Annotated in this window: 16 protein-coding genes; 13 read left to right on the plus strand and 3 right to left on the minus strand. The window is 47.5% G+C overall.

Features of this window, described 5'->3' with window-relative positions; all coding sequences use genetic code 11:
• Window positions 1-13: 13 nt before the first annotated feature.
• Window positions 14-1,375, plus strand: coding sequence for an MATE family efflux transporter (locus ACYVD3_RS01360; RefSeq protein ID WP_460640712.1), 1,362 nt, complete (start codon window positions 14-16; stop codon window positions 1,373-1,375).
• Here ACYVD3_RS01360 and ACYVD3_RS01365 read toward each other — a convergent pair.
• Both ACYVD3_RS01365 and ACYVD3_RS01370 read right to left on the minus strand, forming a co-directional pair.
• The gene (locus ACYVD3_RS01365; RefSeq protein ID WP_460640713.1) at window positions 1,365-3,632 is read right to left on the minus strand and encodes a sensor histidine kinase; all 2,268 of its coding nucleotides are present in this window, start codon (window positions 3,630-3,632) and stop codon (window positions 1,365-1,367) included. The genes ACYVD3_RS01360 and ACYVD3_RS01365 overlap by 11 nt on opposite strands.
• An 8-nt stretch (window positions 3,633-3,640) precedes the next feature.
• Window positions 3,641-4,336: a response regulator transcription factor gene (locus ACYVD3_RS01370; protein WP_460640714.1), complete on the minus strand. Its 696-nt coding sequence runs from the start codon at window positions 4,334-4,336 to the stop codon at window positions 3,641-3,643.
• 149 nt (window positions 4,337-4,485) lie between these two features.
• Between ACYVD3_RS01370 and ACYVD3_RS01375 the strand changes: the two genes are divergently transcribed.
• The 6 genes from ACYVD3_RS01375 to ACYVD3_RS01400 all read left to right on the plus strand — a co-directional run bounded on the left by ACYVD3_RS01375 (window position 4,486) and on the right by ACYVD3_RS01400 (window position 10,730).
• The gene (locus ACYVD3_RS01375) at window positions 4,486-5,625 is read left to right on the plus strand and encodes a glycosyl hydrolase family 18 protein (RefSeq protein ID WP_460640715.1); all 1,140 of its coding nucleotides are present in this window, start codon (window positions 4,486-4,488) and stop codon (window positions 5,623-5,625) included.
• Between the two features lie 95 nt (window positions 5,626-5,720).
• The gene (locus ACYVD3_RS01380; RefSeq protein ID WP_460640716.1) at window positions 5,721-6,698 is read left to right on the plus strand and encodes a leucine-rich repeat protein; all 978 of its coding nucleotides are present in this window, start codon (window positions 5,721-5,723) and stop codon (window positions 6,696-6,698) included.
• Window positions 6,699-6,723: 25 nt separating this feature from the next.
• Entirely contained in the window at window positions 6,724-8,043 is a 1,320-nt protein-coding gene (locus tag ACYVD3_RS01385; RefSeq protein ID WP_460640717.1) for a vWA domain-containing protein, read from the plus strand.
• Between the two features lie 14 nt (window positions 8,044-8,057).
• Window positions 8,058-9,572, plus strand: a complete 1,515-nt coding sequence (locus ACYVD3_RS01390) for an ATP-binding protein (RefSeq protein ID WP_460640718.1) — start codon at window positions 8,058-8,060, stop codon at window positions 9,570-9,572.
• A gap of 54 nt (window positions 9,573-9,626) precedes the next feature.
• Entirely contained in the window at window positions 9,627-9,845 is a 219-nt protein-coding gene (locus ACYVD3_RS01395) for a DUF378 domain-containing protein (protein ID WP_460640719.1), read from the plus strand.
• Between the two features lie 504 nt (window positions 9,846-10,349).
• Window positions 10,350-10,730: a zinc ribbon domain-containing protein gene (locus tag ACYVD3_RS01400; protein ID WP_460640720.1), complete on the plus strand. Its 381-nt coding sequence runs from the start codon at window positions 10,350-10,352 to the stop codon at window positions 10,728-10,730.
• A 35-nt stretch (window positions 10,731-10,765) separates the two neighbouring features.
• Here ACYVD3_RS01400 and ACYVD3_RS01405 read toward each other — a convergent pair whose 3' ends face one another.
• Window positions 10,766-11,335, minus strand: coding sequence for a nitroreductase family protein (locus tag ACYVD3_RS01405; protein ID WP_460640721.1), 570 nt, complete (start codon window positions 11,333-11,335; stop codon window positions 10,766-10,768).
• Between the two features lie 106 nt (window positions 11,336-11,441).
• Between ACYVD3_RS01405 and ACYVD3_RS01410 the strand changes: the two genes are divergently transcribed.
• The 6 genes from ACYVD3_RS01410 to ACYVD3_RS01435 all read left to right on the plus strand — a co-directional run bounded on the left by ACYVD3_RS01410 (window position 11,442) and on the right by ACYVD3_RS01435 (window position 15,993).
• Complete coding sequence (locus ACYVD3_RS01410; protein WP_460640722.1) at window positions 11,442-11,768, plus strand: MmcQ/YjbR family DNA-binding protein; 327 nt, start codon at window positions 11,442-11,444, stop codon at window positions 11,766-11,768.
• A 343-nt stretch (window positions 11,769-12,111) separates the two neighbouring features.
• Window positions 12,112-12,408 (plus strand): hypothetical protein, encoded by a 297-nt coding sequence (locus ACYVD3_RS01415; RefSeq protein ID WP_460640723.1) that lies wholly within the window; start codon window positions 12,112-12,114, stop codon window positions 12,406-12,408.
• 146 nt (window positions 12,409-12,554) lie between these two features.
• On the plus strand, window positions 12,555-13,325 hold the full coding sequence (locus tag ACYVD3_RS01420; protein WP_460640724.1) for an MBL fold metallo-hydrolase: 771 nt from the start codon (window positions 12,555-12,557) through the stop codon (window positions 13,323-13,325).
• The gene (locus ACYVD3_RS01425; RefSeq protein ID WP_460640725.1) at window positions 13,315-14,127 is read left to right on the plus strand and encodes a threonine/serine exporter family protein; all 813 of its coding nucleotides are present in this window, start codon (window positions 13,315-13,317) and stop codon (window positions 14,125-14,127) included. Before ACYVD3_RS01420 ends, ACYVD3_RS01425 begins: the two co-directional genes overlap by 11 nt.
• Window positions 14,124-14,591, plus strand: a complete 468-nt coding sequence (locus ACYVD3_RS01430; protein ID WP_460640726.1) for a threonine/serine exporter family protein — start codon at window positions 14,124-14,126, stop codon at window positions 14,589-14,591. The genes ACYVD3_RS01425 and ACYVD3_RS01430 overlap by 4 nt, the downstream gene beginning before the upstream one ends.
• A 112-nt stretch (window positions 14,592-14,703) precedes the next feature.
• Window positions 14,704-15,993 carry a dihydroorotase gene (locus ACYVD3_RS01435; RefSeq protein ID WP_460640727.1) on the plus strand — a complete coding sequence of 430 codons (1,290 nt, stop codon included), beginning with the start codon at window positions 14,704-14,706 and terminating at the stop codon, window positions 15,991-15,993.
• Window positions 15,994-16,020 lie beyond the last annotated feature (27 nt).

Raw genomic sequence — 16,020 nt, forward strand, 5'->3', positions numbered from 1 at the left:
ATGGTTCAGAATAATGAGTATGAAAACACAGAGAAAAGCAATTGATATGATAACAGATTCACCGGGAAGGGCCCTTTTGCTCTTTGCCCTTCCCATGATTCTTGGAAACTTGTTTCAGCAGTTTTACAACATCATAGACTCCGTGGTGGTGGGGCGGTTTGTAGGGGAAGAGGCCCTGGCATCGGTAGGGGCTTCTTATTCCATTACAAACGTGTTTATTGCCATTGCGGTGGGGGGCGGGATCGGAAGCTCCGTAGTTGTGTCCCAGTTTTTCGGGGCAAAACAGACTGGAAACATGAAAACCGCCATATCCACCACCCTTATAAATTTTCTTCTGATCGGCGTGATGTTAGGCGGTCTGGGGCTTTTTTTCAATCACCGGATTTTAAGCTTCATGAACACACCGGAGAATGTGTTTTATGATGCTTCGGTATATCTGGGGATTTATTTTATAGGCCTTCCCTTCTTGTTCATGTATAATGTACAGGCTTCGGTTTTTCAAGCTCTGGGAGATTCAAAAACCCCCTTATATCTTCTGGTCTTTTCTTCCCTTTTAAACGTTGTGCTGGACCTGTTGTTTGTAACCCAGTTTTTCATGGGGGTAGCAGGTGTGGCAATCGCCACCTTGATCGCTCAGGGGTTTTCCGCGGTCATATCTTTTCTCATCCTGATGAAACGGCTGAAGGGGTATGAAACAAGGGAGCCGTTCCGGTTCTATGACTGGGGCATGATGCTTCATATGATGCGGGTCGCCATTCCCTCCACTCTTCAGCAGTCCATCGTCCATATTGGAATGCTTCTCGTACAATCTGTGGTCAATGTGTTCGGTTCTGCGGTCATGGCGGGGTTTGCGGCAGGGACCAGGATCGAATCCATCTGCATCGTGCCCATGCTCGCCCTGGGAAATGCCATGTCCACCTACACTGCGCAGAATATAGGCGCCGGAAGGACGGACCGGGTGAAAAAGGGCTATGGTTACTGCTATATCATGGTTGGGGTTTTTGCGGTCATTATCTGTATCATTATGGAGACCTGGGGAGATTGGTTCATACGAAGCTTCTTAAATGAAGGAAGTGCGGATACGGCATTTCAGACGGGTATGGATTATGTCCGGTTCATTTCATTCTTTTATGTCTGCATTGGCTTAAAGGCGACCACAGACGGGCTTTTGCGGGGGGCAGGAGATGTGATGGTATTCACCGCCGCCAATCTGGTAAATCTGGCCATCCGGGTATCAGTAGCGGCCGTGCTGGCTCCTGTCATTGGCGTCCAGGCCGTTTGGTTTGCGGTTCCAATGGGCTGGACGGCCAATTATATCATATCTTTTCTCCGGTATCTGACAGGAAAGTGGGAGAGGATACGGCTTATTTCTTAATGGGGAAGGCTAGGCCTGCCTTAAATAGGTCTCCGTCAATATGAAGCCTTAAATCCCCGCCCTGAAGCTCGGCCAGGCTTTTGGCGATGGAGATCCCAAGGCCGCTTCCCTCCGTTGTCCGGGCAACATCGCCCCGGACAAAGCGCTCGGTCAGCTCGTCCGCCCGGATGTTTAAGGGGCTTTGGGAAATGTTCTTCATGGTAAAGACCGCCATATTCTCTTCCACGGTGATGTCTACGTATACCCTGCTGTATTCCATGGCATACTTGAACGCATTGTTATAAAGATTCTCAAGCACCCTCCACAGGTACCGTCCGTCCGCCTCGATCAGGATGGATTCCACGGGAAGGGTGGAGACCAGTTCTAAGTGGCGGAGAGCAAACTTTTCTTCAAATTCTCCATTGGTCTGATGGATGAGTTGTACAAAATCAATGCTGGTGATCTCCAGCTTTAAATTTCCTGAGCTTGCCTTTGAGGCTTCTACCAGATCTTCTGTCAAAGTCTTTAACCTCTGAGACTTCTGTTCCAGAACATCCAAATATCCCTGAATCTTCGGGTCCTGGATCTGCTCCCTTTTTATTAGGTCCACATAGTTTATGATGGATGTAAGGGGAGTCTTGATATCATGGGACACATTGGTGATTAAGTCCGCCTTCAGGCGTTCGCTCCGTACCTTTTCCTGCAGGGCCGTCTCAAGTCCGGTGCTGATGTGATTAATATGCTCTGCCAGCTCCCGTTCTTTCCCGTTAAACGTCATAGTATCGATCTTATAGGTGGTGTCCCCATTAGAAATATTTAAAAGGGCTTCGTTGATCTGATCGGTTTCCCATGCATTTTTATACATCTGATGGAACACCAAAAAATCCAGGCAGAAAAACAGCAGGATAACTGCCCCCATAACGATCCGGGATTCCAGGCTGTCATAGGTAAACAGGAGAAAGGCAAAAGCCATTGTCATGACAACGTTAAAGACCAGGAACAGGACATAGGAAAGCATGATCCGGGTGGTGAAGCGGTGGTTTTTCACATACAGGGACAGGTTTTGAAGTCCCCGGTGCGTAAGGCTTCCGGTCCAGAGATTCCCTTCCTTATACCGTTTTAAAAGGCTTAAGGCGGCAGACAGCCCGGCTGCATAATAAATCAGGACCCGCAGCGCCAGTTCTCCGTAATCCCATTGTTCTTCGGAAAGGAAAAGATGGATGATCTTATACGCCAGCCGGTTTGCCAGAAACAGGGCCAGGAGGGCAGCGCCAAAAAACAGAATCAGGCAGCTTTCTGCCGGCAGCCGGTGGATCCGCTCCATGGGACCGGAGCAATGTTCCTCATCCGGATGTCCGGTGAGGCTTACCAGGGCGTACAGGGTTGCGGCGCAGCCTAATATTCCCAGGCACAGGCTGATCATTCCGGTGATGAACAGCAGGCGCATCCGGTCATAGGAAGCGGAGGCCTGGGCGTAAGCGTCGTCATAGGGATAGGAAGTATTCACGGCTATGGTCATATGGTAATTGCCGTTGTTATAGGGATTCATCTGTTCCAACTGGGAAGAGATATTTTGCGGGACAGTGCTTAAATTGGAATCCACATAAAGGGCTTCTCCCGTTACGTAAAGGTATTTTCCCATGGCCTTAAAGTCATTTACGGTTTTGCCGGAAACATTGCTGTAAAGCTTGTAATCCTCCTCCGTGTTCCGATAGAGAACTTCATACTTTAAGTTGCCGGGATTCTGGATAAAGCGGTAATAAAAAGAATAGTAATTGCCCAGGTGGGTCAGCACCTCATGGGAAAGCTGGTCCATGGTGAGAAATGCTTCTCCTGGCTCTGTAATTTTAAAATCCGGCTCATAGGCCCGGTAATCCACCCGCACATAGGAATCCACGTCATCGGAAGACGGCTGTCCTCCGCTGACTTTAAACTGTTCGTTGAGATAATAACCAAGGGATTTAGCCCGCCGTATCATCTCATCCACCGTATATTCCGTGGTGGTTCCTGGGCCTTCCATGACCCGGACAATGGGTTTTGAATAATCAAGCTTTCCGTTGGTTTCAAATACTTCCTTATATTTTACATAGTTAAAAATATCATCAATGTCGGAATTAAGCTGGCGGGTGAAGTCGGGCGTATCCTCATAGGTTTCATGGGTGATCCAGCGAATACCCTCTCCATAGTGGGAATTGCTGTACATAATGGAGACACCCATAACTACAAGAAGGGAGAAGAGCATATGCAGGAAGGCCGCAAAATCTTTTCTTTTTTTCATAAACGCTCCTATTGTTTCTCTATCTTATAGCCTACGCCCCATACTACTTTTAAATAGCGGGGTTCTCTTGGATTAATTTCGATCTTTTCCCGGATGTGCCGGATGTGCACGGCCACAGTATTATCAGCACCGATGGCTTCTTCATTCCATATCTGTTCGTAGATCTCGTCAATGGAAAACACCTTTCCGGCGTTCTTTACCAAAAGCAGCAGGATGTTGTACTCAATGGGTGTCAGCTTGATTAGCTCGCCCTCCACGGCAACTTCCTTGTTGTCGTCATTGATGGCCAGGCCTCCGCATTTATACACCTGACCGGCGGGCTGCTGGTTCATGTTGCCAAGCTGGGTATAGCGGCGGAGCTGGGACTTTACCCTGGCTACCAGTTCCAGCGGATTAAAAGGCTTGGTAATATAATCGTCTGCCCCGATGTTTAATCCCAGGATCTTATCCGTGTCCTCGGATTTGGCAGATAGGATGATGATGGGAATACTGCTTGTCTCGCGGACCTTTAAGGTAGTCCGGATCCCGTCAAGCCCAGGCATCATCACATCCAGGATCATTAAATCCACCTCGTGTCCTTCCAGAAGCTTTAGGGCATCATAACCGTCATAGGCTTTGATTACATGAAATCCTTCCCCTGTTAAATATATATCAATGGCTTCCACGATCTGTTTGTCATCATCACATACTAAAATATTCTGCATACGAAAACCTCCTTTTTCAATATTATACAACGAAGGCTATAAAAAAGCATATTACTTTTTTCTGAAGAACTCTGAAAATATGTCTGTTTCTGTCATGTTGGGGATTTTTTCAACATATGCTTTACCAATTCTGGTATAAGGATGCTGCTATGAAAATATATGTGGTAAAGCAGGGGGACAGTGTGGACACCATTGCTGCTTCTCAGGGCATTCCAGTAGAAAATCTGATATTTGATAACCAGATCGGTTATCCCTACCGCCTGGCTATAGGCCAGGCACTTTACATTCGGGATGAAATCCCTTTGGATGAAAGGATGCCTCTTTATGTGTTCGGTTATGCATACCCCATCATCAGTCCGGATAATTTGGAAAATACCCTTCCATATCTGACCGATCTTTATGTTTTTTCCTATGGGTTCACCATGGAGGGAGATCTGGTACCGCCCATGAGCTCTGATGACTGGATGATAGAAAGAGCGTGGCAGCTTGGAGTGCGCCCGATTCTGACCCTCACCCCTCTGGGACCTGACGGTCATTTTAACAACAACCTGGTCACAACGGTGGTACATAATATGGAGATCCAGCAGCGGCTGATCTGGAATCTGGGCCTTAAAATGCTGGAAAAGGGGTTTGCAGGCCTGGATATTGACTTTGAATATATCCTGGCGGCTGACCGTCTCGCTTATGTGGATTTTGTGAGACGGACCACCCAGATCATGAACCAGTTCGGCTATCAGGTCACGGTGGCCCTCGCCCCCAAAACATCAGCGACCCAGATGGGGCTTTTGTATGAAGGGGTCGATTACAGGCTTTTGGGGGAAGCGGCTAACCGGGTGTTGCTTATGACTTATGAGTGGGGATATACATTCGGCCCCCCAATGGCAGTAGCTCCCATCAACATGGTCAGAAGAGTGGTAGAATACGCTTTGACAGAGATCCCCAAGGAGAAGATCAGCCTTGGTATCCCCAACTATGGGTATGACTGGCCTCTGCCCTATGAGCGGGGGGTGACCAGGGCAAGAACTATAAACAACTTAGAGGCCATCCAGATAGCCATTGACCATGGCGCGGAAATCCAGTTTGACGAGGTCGCCATGTCTCCCTATTTCCGCTATTGGCAGTATGGAATTCAGCATGAGGTGTGGTTTGAGGATGTGAGAAGCTATAAGGCCAAGTTTGACCTGATCAAGGAATACGGCCTGACCGGAGCCGGGTACTGGCAGATCATGCAGTTTTTCCGGGCAAACTGGCTGCTGTTGGAGCAAATGTTTGATATTAAAAAGTTTTGAACCTGATTTTGCCTGTTATCAGAAAAAGTCCGTTGCATTTCTCCCATTTTTCTGTTATATTGATTTGTTAAACGGTTAGTGGAGAGGATTTCAGGATGTTTTTATATCAGATTACGGATAACCATGTGCGGATACTGGGCTGCCGGGGATACGACGGTTCCATACGGGTCCCGGAGAAAATCGGGGATTTGCCGGTGAGGTCATTGGCGGCCTATGCATTTTCCGATGGCTGGGGGAAAAAGGAGATGCTATCATCGGCGGGAAAAGAGATACGCCTGTGTGATGAAGAGGGCAATCCAATGGAAATAGAAGAGAAAGATTTTCCGCCAGAAATAAGCTGTGACAGGCTGAAGGATATATATTTGCCCCATACGGTTAGAAAAATAGGAAACTATGCATTCTATAATTGTTATGAGTTGAGCCATGTGGAATGCTTCAGCTCCATTTTTGATGTGGGATCCGGACTGTTTACCGGCTGTTCGGGGATCCGGTTTTTGGATATCCATATCGTCGATGGAGCGCGTTCCTGCATGAAGGAGCTGCTGGCGGAATTGCGTCAGGAACTTTATGTAAACTATTACAGCGCCAAAGGAGAGGCGAGGCTGGTTTTTCCTGAGATGTATGAAGAGTCCGTGGAGCATACACCAGCCAGGATCATACTCAGGGAAATGCATGGCTGCGGCCATATGTACCGCTACTGCTTTGAACGGACGGAGTTTCAGTTTCACAAATACGACGCCCTGTTTCCTCACATCCTGGTGCAGGAGCCGGAGCGGGTGACTGCGGCGCTGGTTCTGGGAAGGCTGTATACTCCTATGGATCTTCTTGAAAAGGACAGAAAGGTATACGAGGCTTATTTATCAGAGCATTTTAAGGGGGCGGCAAGGCTGGCGCTTGAGGAAAAGGATCCGGCCCTTTTCCTTTGGCTTGCCGGAGCGTACGGCCATAAGCAGGAGGATTTTGACGGAATGGTGGACATGGCGGGAAATGGGGACAGGCCTGAGGTATTAAGCGTTCTCATGAAGCTTCGCCGCCAGCGCTTTAAGGCTGGGAAACGGAAATTTTCCCTTTAGATTAATTAGGAAAGAGGGTGGTAACATGATCGATCCGGTGAGACAAAGACAGCTTGATGAACTGGCGGAGGTGGAACTGGGCCATGAGATTCTCTCCAATGCCAAAAATGAGCTTTATTTAGGCTTCCGGTATCTGGATGTGGCTCTAAGCAGTCTTGGGTTTGAAGCCGACCGGACAAGCCGGGGCGTGGGGACCGATGGATTTGTGATCTATTATCAGCCGGAGCATTTGTTTTCCATATATAAGAGAAGCCGTACCCTGGTAAACAGGGCCTATCTGCATATGCTGTTTCACTGCCTGTTCTGCCATTTAGGCGGAAGAGGAAAGCGGGAAAAAGAATACTGGGATCTGGCCTGTGATATCACCATAGAATCCATTCTGGACGGGTTTTATGTAAAGCCTGTATACAGGCACCAGACTCCTTACCGCAGAGAGGTATATGGCCGGCTGGCAGAAAGGCGAAAGGTCTTTACTGCCGAGGGGATTTATAAAGACCTTCAGGATATGAACCTGACCCGGGAACAGTATGAACGGATGGCAGCGGAATTTTATGTGGACAGCCATGACCGGTGGGAATCAGATGAAAATCCCCGGTCTCAAATGGAGCGTCAGAATAAATGGCAGAACATCCGGGAAAAGATGCAGACGGAAATGGAATCCTTTGGGGAAAAGAATGAGGAATCGTCAAAAAATCTTTTGGAACAGGTAAGGGTGGAAAACCGGGAAAAATATGATTACAAGAAGTTTTTAAGAAAGTTCGCGGTATTAAGGGAGGAAGCCGAGATAGATCCGGACTCCTTTGATCCTGTGTTTTATACTTACGGACTGTCTCTTTACCGGAATATGCCCCTTATTGAGCCATTGGAGACAAAAGAGGTTTACAGGATCGAGGATTTTGTGATCGTGATCGATACATCCATGTCCGTATCCGGGGACCTGGTGCGGAATTTCCTTCAGGAAACCTATGGGATCCTTGGGGAGTCGGAAAGCTATTTCAGGAAGATCAATATCCATATCATTCAGTGCGACGAGGAAATCCGCTCGGATGTGACCATCACAAGCAGGGAAGAAATGGAAGATTATATGGAGCATTTCACATTATCCGGGTTCGGAGGGACGGATTTTCGTCCTGCCTTCGAATATGTAAACGGTCTTTTGAGCAAGGGAGCCTTTCAAAAGCTTAGGGGTCTTTTGTATTTTACCGACGGAAAAGGGATATATCCGGTGAAAATGCCGCCCTATGATACAGCCTTTGTTTTTATGGAGGACCAGTATGAGGATATTTCCGTACCGGGTTGGGCCATGAAGGTGATCCTTAAATCAGAAGATCTGGAAGTTACATGACAGGAGATTTTAACATGAATATTAAACGAGCAAAAGAAGAAATTAAGAATACCATAGAAGCCTATCTGCTTAAGGATGCATACGGCGCCTATGAAATACCGGCAGTCCATCAAAGGCCGGTGTTTCTCTTGGGGCCTCCGGGAGTGGGAAAGACACAGATCATGGAGCAGGTAGCCAGGGAGTGCGGGATCGGTCTGGTGTCCTATACCATCACCCACCACACCCGTCAGAGTGCGGTGGGACTTCCCTTTATAAACGAGAAGGAATTTGGAGGAAGTGTTTACAGGGTAACGGAATACACCATGAGCGAGATCGTGGCCTCCATTTACAATAAGATCGAGACCACCGGCCTTAAGGAAGGGGTCCTTTTTATTGACGAGATCAACTGTGTTTCCGAAACCCTTGCGCCTACCATGCTCCAGTTTCTCCAGTATAAGACCTTTGGAAACCACAGGATCCCCGACGGATGGGTCATTGTGACGGCCGGAAACCCGCCGGAATATAACAAATCGGTCCGGGATTTTGATGTGGTTACCTTGGACCGAATCAAGCTCATCCATGTGGAGCCGGACTTTGAGGTGTGGAAGGCCTATGCCTATGAACAGGCCATCCATCCGGCGGTCATTTCCTATCTCAATGCCAGGACAGAATATTTCTGCAGGATCGAAACCACCGTGGATGGAAAGTTTTTTGCCACACCCAGAGGCTGGGAAGACTTATCGAAATTTATTGAAGTTTATGAGCGCCTGGGAAAAAAGGCGGACAGGGATGTGGTGGGAGAGTACATCCAGTTTCCTAAGATTGCCAAGGATTTCACCAATTACCTGGAGATATATTATAAATACCGGGATGATTACCAGATCGATGAAATTCTGTCCGGCACCATCCGGGAAAGCCTCTGCAACAGGCTGAAACGGGCGCCCTTTGACGAGAAATTAAATGTCATCGGCCTTTTACTGTCCAGATTGGGACAGAACTTCCGCGGCGTATCCAATCAGGGAGAAAAAACAGGACTTCTCATGGGGGAATTGAAAAAAATAAGTCCGGAAGCCGGCAGCAGTCCGGAGACCCCTATGGCGGACCGGCTGTCTCTCTTAAGGGACCAGTGGAATGGAGATTGGGACAGGAAGCGGAGCGCAGGCCTTTTAAACAGGAGAGAAGATTATTTACGCAGGGATGTGGAAGCCCTTTTAGTCCAGTATGAGGAAATCCTTCGCGGGGAAGGCTTCCAGGAAAATGAGGCGGCCTGGGACCGGATACGTGGAATGTTTGAAGAGGAAAATGCCAGGTATGAGTCTCTGTCAGAGGAGGCGGGAAAAGCCCTGGAACACGCCTTTGATTTCATGGAAGCCGCCTTTGGAGACGGACAGGAAATGGTGGTATTTTTAACGGAGTTAAATACCGGATATTACAGCGTTGAATTTTTAAAAGAATACGATTGTGAACGGTATTATCAATACAATGAGCGGTTGTTATTTAAAGACCGGGAGAACGATATAAGGTCCAGGATCGATAGTTTGGGAAAATAATGTATAAAAACCAGAAAGCTACTCCATAATAAAGAAAGAAAAGGAGGTAGTGCCATGAGAAATAAAGCATTAAGTTACACTGCTCTGACCTTAGCCATTATCGGCGCGGTAAACTGGGGGCTGGTAGGTTTCTTCAATTTCAACCTGGTGTCATTTATTTTCGGCAGCATGACATGGATTACTAGAATCGTGTATGCCCTGGTAGGTATTTGCGGGTTGTACCTGCTTACCTTTTATGGACATTCAGAAGCCGAAACAGAAGATAACAGATGATTTTAACAGGGGCATTGCAGCATGTAGGGATAACTTACCGTGCTGCGGTGCCTCCGCTCATTTTATGGAGCATCTCACTTTTAGACCGCCGCCTGCTCTGCGTTTTCGCAAAGCAAGCGGCGATTACTGTTTTACGCTATTTCACTTCCACCCAAAACCGTTCTATATAACTACTGCCGTATGTACTGCAGTTATTGCGGTAATCAGATTTGTTTTATACCTGGTAGTATAATAGGAAAGGTGCCGCAGAACGACTATCATCTGGTCGTTCTGCGGCACCTTTGTCTTAGCAATATGGCAGTATGAAAGCATTATAGCTGTTCACCTTGTATATGGACCTTATATAAGTTGTCAGCTATATGGAGTTGTGATAGAATATTAACATGGAAAAATCAAAATAATTTTGATTTTAAGGATTTATTGACCTCAACGAAAATGCAAACGTATGCTCTTGGCTTGTAATGTGAAACAGTCCAACCCAACAACCAATCTCAGGAGGAAATTATGCTATTTATATGCGGTATGAGCCAGGGAAAGAAGCTGCTCGATTACACCAAAACAGTGATCTGCGGCCTGTGCGGAGGCTACGGCAGATACCAGGTCTTTATGACTTACAGCTATTTCAGTATTTTTTTCATCCCCATCATAAAGTGGGACCGGCATTATTACGTTCAAATGTCCTGCTGTAATGCCATTTACGAACTGGACCCGGAAAAGGGAAAGAGATTAAGCCGCGGAGAGTCCATGGACATCAGTGAACAGGACATGTCCCTGGTGCAGTCCGGCCACAGGACCTCAGACTGGAACCGGAAGCAATGCTCCCACTGCGGCTATGAAACTACAGAGAATTTTGAATACTGCCCTAAATGCGGACAGAGATTTTAAAGGGAGGAAGGAACGTGAGCTGTTCCTGTCTCCGCCTAAACGATGATATCATCAAGGGCTCTTTTGGGAACATAATGTACCTGATTCTCATCCCGGTAATAGCGGGTATCCCCATCTTCCTTAACCGGGACCATGACCACCTCTTCCTTGGGCTTTCCAAGGGCAAGAACTAAATCTATGGAATACCGGGACGGATCAATGGAAAGGGCTTCTGCCAGATGACTTCTCTGCACACTCGCTAATATGCATCCGCCGTATCCCTTTTCTACAGCTCCAAGCATGATGGTCTGGGCGGCGATCCCGTCATCATACAGCTTATTTTTCCCAAGAGTCAAATCGCATAAAATGATGATGTAGGCAGAAGGGCGTTCCCCTTCTTCGGGTCCATCCCAGTCCGGCAGAGCGCCCGCCCAGCTTAAGGCAGGGAATACCTTAGCTGTTTCCTGGGGAGTGCTGCACAGCCGGAACTTTAAGGCCTGGGAATTGGCCGTTGAGGCAGTGAGCCTGGCTAAATCCACCAGCTCCCTTAAGTCTTCCAGGGAAATGGCTTCATCCTCATAGAAACGGCGGAAGGTACGGCATTTGGAAACCAGTTCTTTCAACATATAAATTCCTCCTGTTTTGTCTGTATTTTATTCGTTTGCTTATCTTAAAAGTATAGCAGGTATTGGCCCAGTCTGCAATGGACAAGGAGAGGAAGGGAGAGACAACATGAAAACCAGAGCGGAATTAATTTCTTACTGTTTAACCTATCCTGAGTCTTATGAAGATTACCCTTTTCGTGACCACCAGTGGACCGTTATCCGGCACAGAAAAAACAGGAAGGTATTTGCCTGGATCTACGAACGGGATGGACTGGTCTGCATTAATTTAAAATGTGATCCGGAGTGGGTGGAATTTTGGAGAAATGCATTTACCGGAGTGCTTCCAGGGTATCACCTGAATAAAAAGTATTGGAACACCATCCTCCTTGACGGATCCGTACCGGAGAGTGATATTAAGCGGATGATAGGGGAAAGCTTTGATCTGACCACTTAATTGTCTTATTTTGTCGAAAGAACTGTGGTAAAATGTTACAAATATATTTTATTTTTAATGAAATAATTGTAAGATTTTTGGAGTGGACAAAATTGGAATTATTGGGATGAAAAAAATACAAGAGCATAATTTCATAATTTATCTTCGGCTCCGCCTGTATCAATTGTCATTTAGTTTTAAGATTTTGCTTGATTTTACGTGTGACAAAAGGCAGAAAGGGGTCATTGACTTTATTTTCTTAAGGTGTTAAACTTGGAGTCAGCTTCAAAGTCGTAGGACAACATGAAGCCGCGACAGACAAAAGAACAATAACACATATGTAGTCGCAAGGAGGAGAATAATTATGAAATTAACAACAAAGAAACTGGTACTTACAGGAGTAGCCGTATTAACCATGGCATCTATCTCTGCATGTGGCAGCACCAAGACTGCTGAAACAACAGCAGCTACAGAAGCAGCCATCACAACAGAAGCAACAACAGAGGCAGCTACAACTGCAGATGAATCAAAGGAAGTTGTAGAAGAGTCCAAGACAGAAGAAGTTTCCTTAGAGGAGTCTTCCGAAGAAGAAAGCATCGAAGATGCAGACGCAGAAGAATCAGAGTCTGCAGAAGTTGAATCCACAAAAGCAGCAAACTAATCGACTGGATTACCGGTACGGTCAGGAATGAAAAATTTCCGGGGCGGGGACAATTGTTCCCGCCCTTTTTGCGTCCACCTGCTATGCAGAGTGATGGCTGTTGTGATATAATTTTTTCAAACAGCCATAAAAGGAGGTCTTTTCCAATGAAAATCACCTATATCCATCACAGCGCATTTCTGGTGGAGCTTGAGACAGTGGCCCTGCTGTTTGATTATACAGAGGGTTCCCTGCCAAAGATCAATGACAAGAAACCCCTTCTGGTATTTGCAAGCCACCGCCATGGGGACCATTTTTCTGAAATAATACTGGGGATTATAAACGAGCATGAAAAAACCAGATATGTCCTGTCGGATGATATCTCAAAAGGACGGCTGCCCAAGGAGCTTTTAAGTGAGGCGGTCTTTATGAAGCCAGGAGAGAGGATTGGCTTTTGCATTTCAGAAGGAAGTCTTATAGTCCCTGCCTCTGAGGACAAAAAGGCAGATTTAGAAATTCTGACCCTCCGATCCACTGATGAAGGCGTTGCGTTTCTTATAGAAGCGGAAGGAAGGGTCATTTACCATGCCGGGGATCTAAACAACTGGAGATGGGAAGGAGAACCGGACGACTGGAATGACCGTATGGCAAAGAAGTATTCCGGGGAAGTGGACAAGCTGTCAGGCATGGACATTGATGTGGCTTTTCTCCCCCTGGATCCCAGACAGGAGAATGCCTTTTGCCTTGGCTTTGATGAATTCATGAGAAAGACCCGGGTAAGCTATGGATTTCCCATGCACTTCTGGGGGGATTTTTCCGTCATCAACAGGCTGAAGGACATGGATATTTCCGCACCTTACAGGGAACGGATCGTGAATATCCGAAAAGACGGGGATTGTTTTGAAATCGGGCAGGAGACAGGTTCTTATGGAAAATGAGAGGGAACAGCCGGGGGAGCTGACCCCTGAGGAACAGAGAGAGGTTTTGGAGGCCGCTATACAGGCAGGGCATATCCTTTTGGAAAACGGGGCTGAGATTTTCCGGGTGGAGGAGACCATGGACCGTATCTGCTGTCACTATGGGATAAGGTCCGGGAATTCCTTTGTTCTCAGCAATGGGATCTTTACTACCTCTGGCAATGAGAGAGAAGAAATATTTGCAAAGGTCCAGCACATTCCGGTAAGCGGGACCCACTTGGACCGGGTGGCGGCGGTAAACCAGCTTTCCAGGGAGATCGAGAAGGGCCGCCTAAGCTCCGTGGAGGTAAAACAGAGGCTGGATCAGATCCGGGTCCTGCCGGGAAAATCAAAAACCATGCAGATTCTGGCTTCCGGCATTGGAAGCGCCTGCTTCTGCTATCTGTTCGGAGGGAATTTAAGAGACAGCTTATCGGCTTTTTGTTCAGGGATTCTTCTATATGTATATGTGATCTTTTTAAGCGGCCCCCATCTTTCAAAGATCGTAGGAAACATTGGGGGAGGAGCCCTGGTGACCTTTCTGTGTACGGTCCTTTATCTGCTTCATTTTGGGGAGCATTTGAATTTCATGATCATCGGTTCCATCATGCCTTTGATCCCAGGGGTTGCTTTTACCAATGCCATTCGGGATATTGCTGACGGGGATTATATCTCCGGTTCCGTTCGGATGATGGATGCGCTGCTGGTATTTTTCTCCATTGCCATGGGCGTTGGGCTGGTTTTCAGCCTGTTTCACCGGCTGACAGGAGGTGTGCTTCTATGAGCGTGATTGCGGAAACGGCCGCTGCAGTTGTGGGAACGGTTGCATTTTCCCTTTTGTTCGGTGTGCCCAAAGGCTATTATCCATATTGCGGGCTGATCGGCGGAGCAGGCTGGCTGGTCTATGCAGGACTTATGAATGGCGTGACGGCTCCGTCAGCCGCCCTGGCAGCCACCATTGTAGTGATCCTTCTTTCCAGGACCTTCGCTGTAAGGAAACGGTGTCCGGTCACTATATTTTTAATATCCGGTATTTTCCCCCTGGTGCCTGGGGCCGGAGTGTACTGGACGGCTTATTATATTGTGACGGATGAACTGGCGCTGGCAGTTCGGACCGGTTTTCTTGCTCTTAAGGTGGCGGTTGCCATTGTACTTGGCATTGTCTTTGTTTTTGAACTGCCTCAGGGATTTTTTAGATTTGCTGCAAAGAAACAGGTGCAAACGGACGATGAGTCAAATACCCCTTAGGAAGTTACAGGGTATTTGACCCTTGCAGAATCCGCCGGATACAACTATAAAAAACTCGCATAGCGTATTTCTTGTAGTTTACAGAAATAAAAGAGAAGGGAAGGAATAGAAAATGATTTGGATTAAAAATGCTCATGTAGTAGACCCTGGGAACCAGGTGGAAGGAACTATGGATATCTGCATTGCAGATGGAAAGATTGCAGGTGTGGGAACACAGCTTAAGCTGGATGCCTTTCCGGCTTCAAAAGAGGATGTGGTGATCGACGCTTCCGGTTTTATTGTTGCCCCGGGGTTTGTTGACGTCCATGTTCATTTCCGGGATCCCGGGCTTACCTATAAGGAAGATATCCAGACCGGAGCCAGAGCGGCGGCAAAAGGAGGGTTTACTGCGGTGGTTTGTATGGCCAATACCAAGCCTCCTGTGGACAACGTGGAAACCCTTCAATATGTGGAGCGTGAAGGGAAGAAAACAGGCATCCATGTGCTGCAGGCAGCGGCAGTATCCAAGGGACTTCTTGGGCGGGAGCTGACGGATATGGAGGAATTAAAGGCCCATGGAGCGGTTGGATTCACCGATGACGGAATTCCCCTCCTTGATGAAAAACTGGTAAAGGCGGCCATGGAACGGGCAGCTAAACTGGATGTTCCATTGAGCTTTCATGAGGAGAATCCTGCCTTTATTGTAAACAATGGAATCAATCACGGCAAGGTGTCCGGTGAGCTTGGAATCTTTGGCTCACCGGCACTGGCAGAGGACTGTCTTGTTGCCAGGGACTGCATGATTGCCCTTCACACCGGCGCTGCCGTGGATATCCAGCATATCAGCTCTGCTGCCTCAGTGAAGATGGTGAAGCTTGCAAAGGAGCTGGGGGCAGAAGTGTATGCGGAGGTGACGCCTCATCATTTCACTTTGACAGAAGAAGCAGTATTAAAGCATGGAACCCTGGCGAAAATGAATCCTCCCCTTCGGACGGAAGAGGACCGTCAGGCAATTATCCAGGGGTTAAAGGACGGCAGCATTGATATCATTGCAACGGATCATGCGCCCCACAGCGCCGAGGAAAAAGCAAAGAAGCTGACCGAAGCCCCAAGCGGGATCATAGGCCTTGAAACAGCCCTGGGGCTGGGGGTGACAAACCTGGTCCGTCCCGGCCATCTGACCATGATGCAGTTAATGGAGAAAATGAGTTTAAATCCTTCGAAGCTGTACCGGCTGGATTTTGGCTTCATAAAGGAAGGAAGGGCTGCGGATCTGGTGATTTTCGATCCCAATGAGGAATGGACCGTGGGAGAATATGTTTCCAAATCTTCCAATTCCCCGTTTACAGGAGAAAAACTGTTTGGAAGAGTGAAGTATACTGTCTGCGGCGGGAGGATCGTTTATCAGGATGAAAAGGACTGATATTTTTACCCGATGAATAAGACTTTT

Source organism: Lacrimispora brassicae (assembly GCF_054772055.1).

Bases quoted from the DNA above. Each gene is read 5' to 3' on its own strand.
- ACYVD3_RS01360 (WP_460640712.1), top strand. From the start codon at position 14: ATGAGTATGAAAACACAGAGAAAAGCAATTGATATGATAACAGATTCA.
- ACYVD3_RS01375 (WP_460640715.1), top strand. From the start codon at position 4,486: ATGAAAATATATGTGGTAAAGCAGGGGGACAGTGTGGACACCATTGCT.
- ACYVD3_RS01380 (WP_460640716.1), top strand. From the start codon at position 5,721: ATGTTTTTATATCAGATTACGGATAACCATGTGCGGATACTGGGCTGC.
- ACYVD3_RS01365 (WP_460640713.1), bottom strand. From the start codon at position 3,632: ATGAAAAAAAGAAAAGATTTTGCGGCCTTCCTGCATATGCTCTTCTCC.
- ACYVD3_RS01385 (WP_460640717.1), top strand. From the start codon at position 6,724: ATGATCGATCCGGTGAGACAAAGACAGCTTGATGAACTGGCGGAGGTG.
- ACYVD3_RS01425 (WP_460640725.1), top strand. From the start codon at position 13,315: ATGGAAAATGAGAGGGAACAGCCGGGGGAGCTGACCCCTGAGGAACAG.
- ACYVD3_RS01395 (WP_460640719.1), top strand. From the start codon at position 9,627: ATGAGAAATAAAGCATTAAGTTACACTGCTCTGACCTTAGCCATTATC.
- ACYVD3_RS01415 (WP_460640723.1), top strand. From the start codon at position 12,112: ATGAAATTAACAACAAAGAAACTGGTACTTACAGGAGTAGCCGTATTA.
- ACYVD3_RS01400 (WP_460640720.1), top strand. From the start codon at position 10,350: ATGCTATTTATATGCGGTATGAGCCAGGGAAAGAAGCTGCTCGATTAC.
- ACYVD3_RS01370 (WP_460640714.1), bottom strand. From the start codon at position 4,336: ATGCAGAATATTTTAGTATGTGATGATGACAAACAGATCGTGGAAGCC.
- ACYVD3_RS01410 (WP_460640722.1), top strand. From the start codon at position 11,442: ATGAAAACCAGAGCGGAATTAATTTCTTACTGTTTAACCTATCCTGAG.
- ACYVD3_RS01390 (WP_460640718.1), top strand. From the start codon at position 8,058: ATGAATATTAAACGAGCAAAAGAAGAAATTAAGAATACCATAGAAGCC.
- ACYVD3_RS01420 (WP_460640724.1), top strand. From the start codon at position 12,555: ATGAAAATCACCTATATCCATCACAGCGCATTTCTGGTGGAGCTTGAG.
- ACYVD3_RS01435 (WP_460640727.1), top strand. From the start codon at position 14,704: ATGATTTGGATTAAAAATGCTCATGTAGTAGACCCTGGGAACCAGGTG.
- ACYVD3_RS01405 (WP_460640721.1), bottom strand. From the start codon at position 11,335: ATGTTGAAAGAACTGGTTTCCAAATGCCGTACCTTCCGCCGTTTCTAT.
- ACYVD3_RS01430 (WP_460640726.1), top strand. From the start codon at position 14,124: ATGAGCGTGATTGCGGAAACGGCCGCTGCAGTTGTGGGAACGGTTGCA.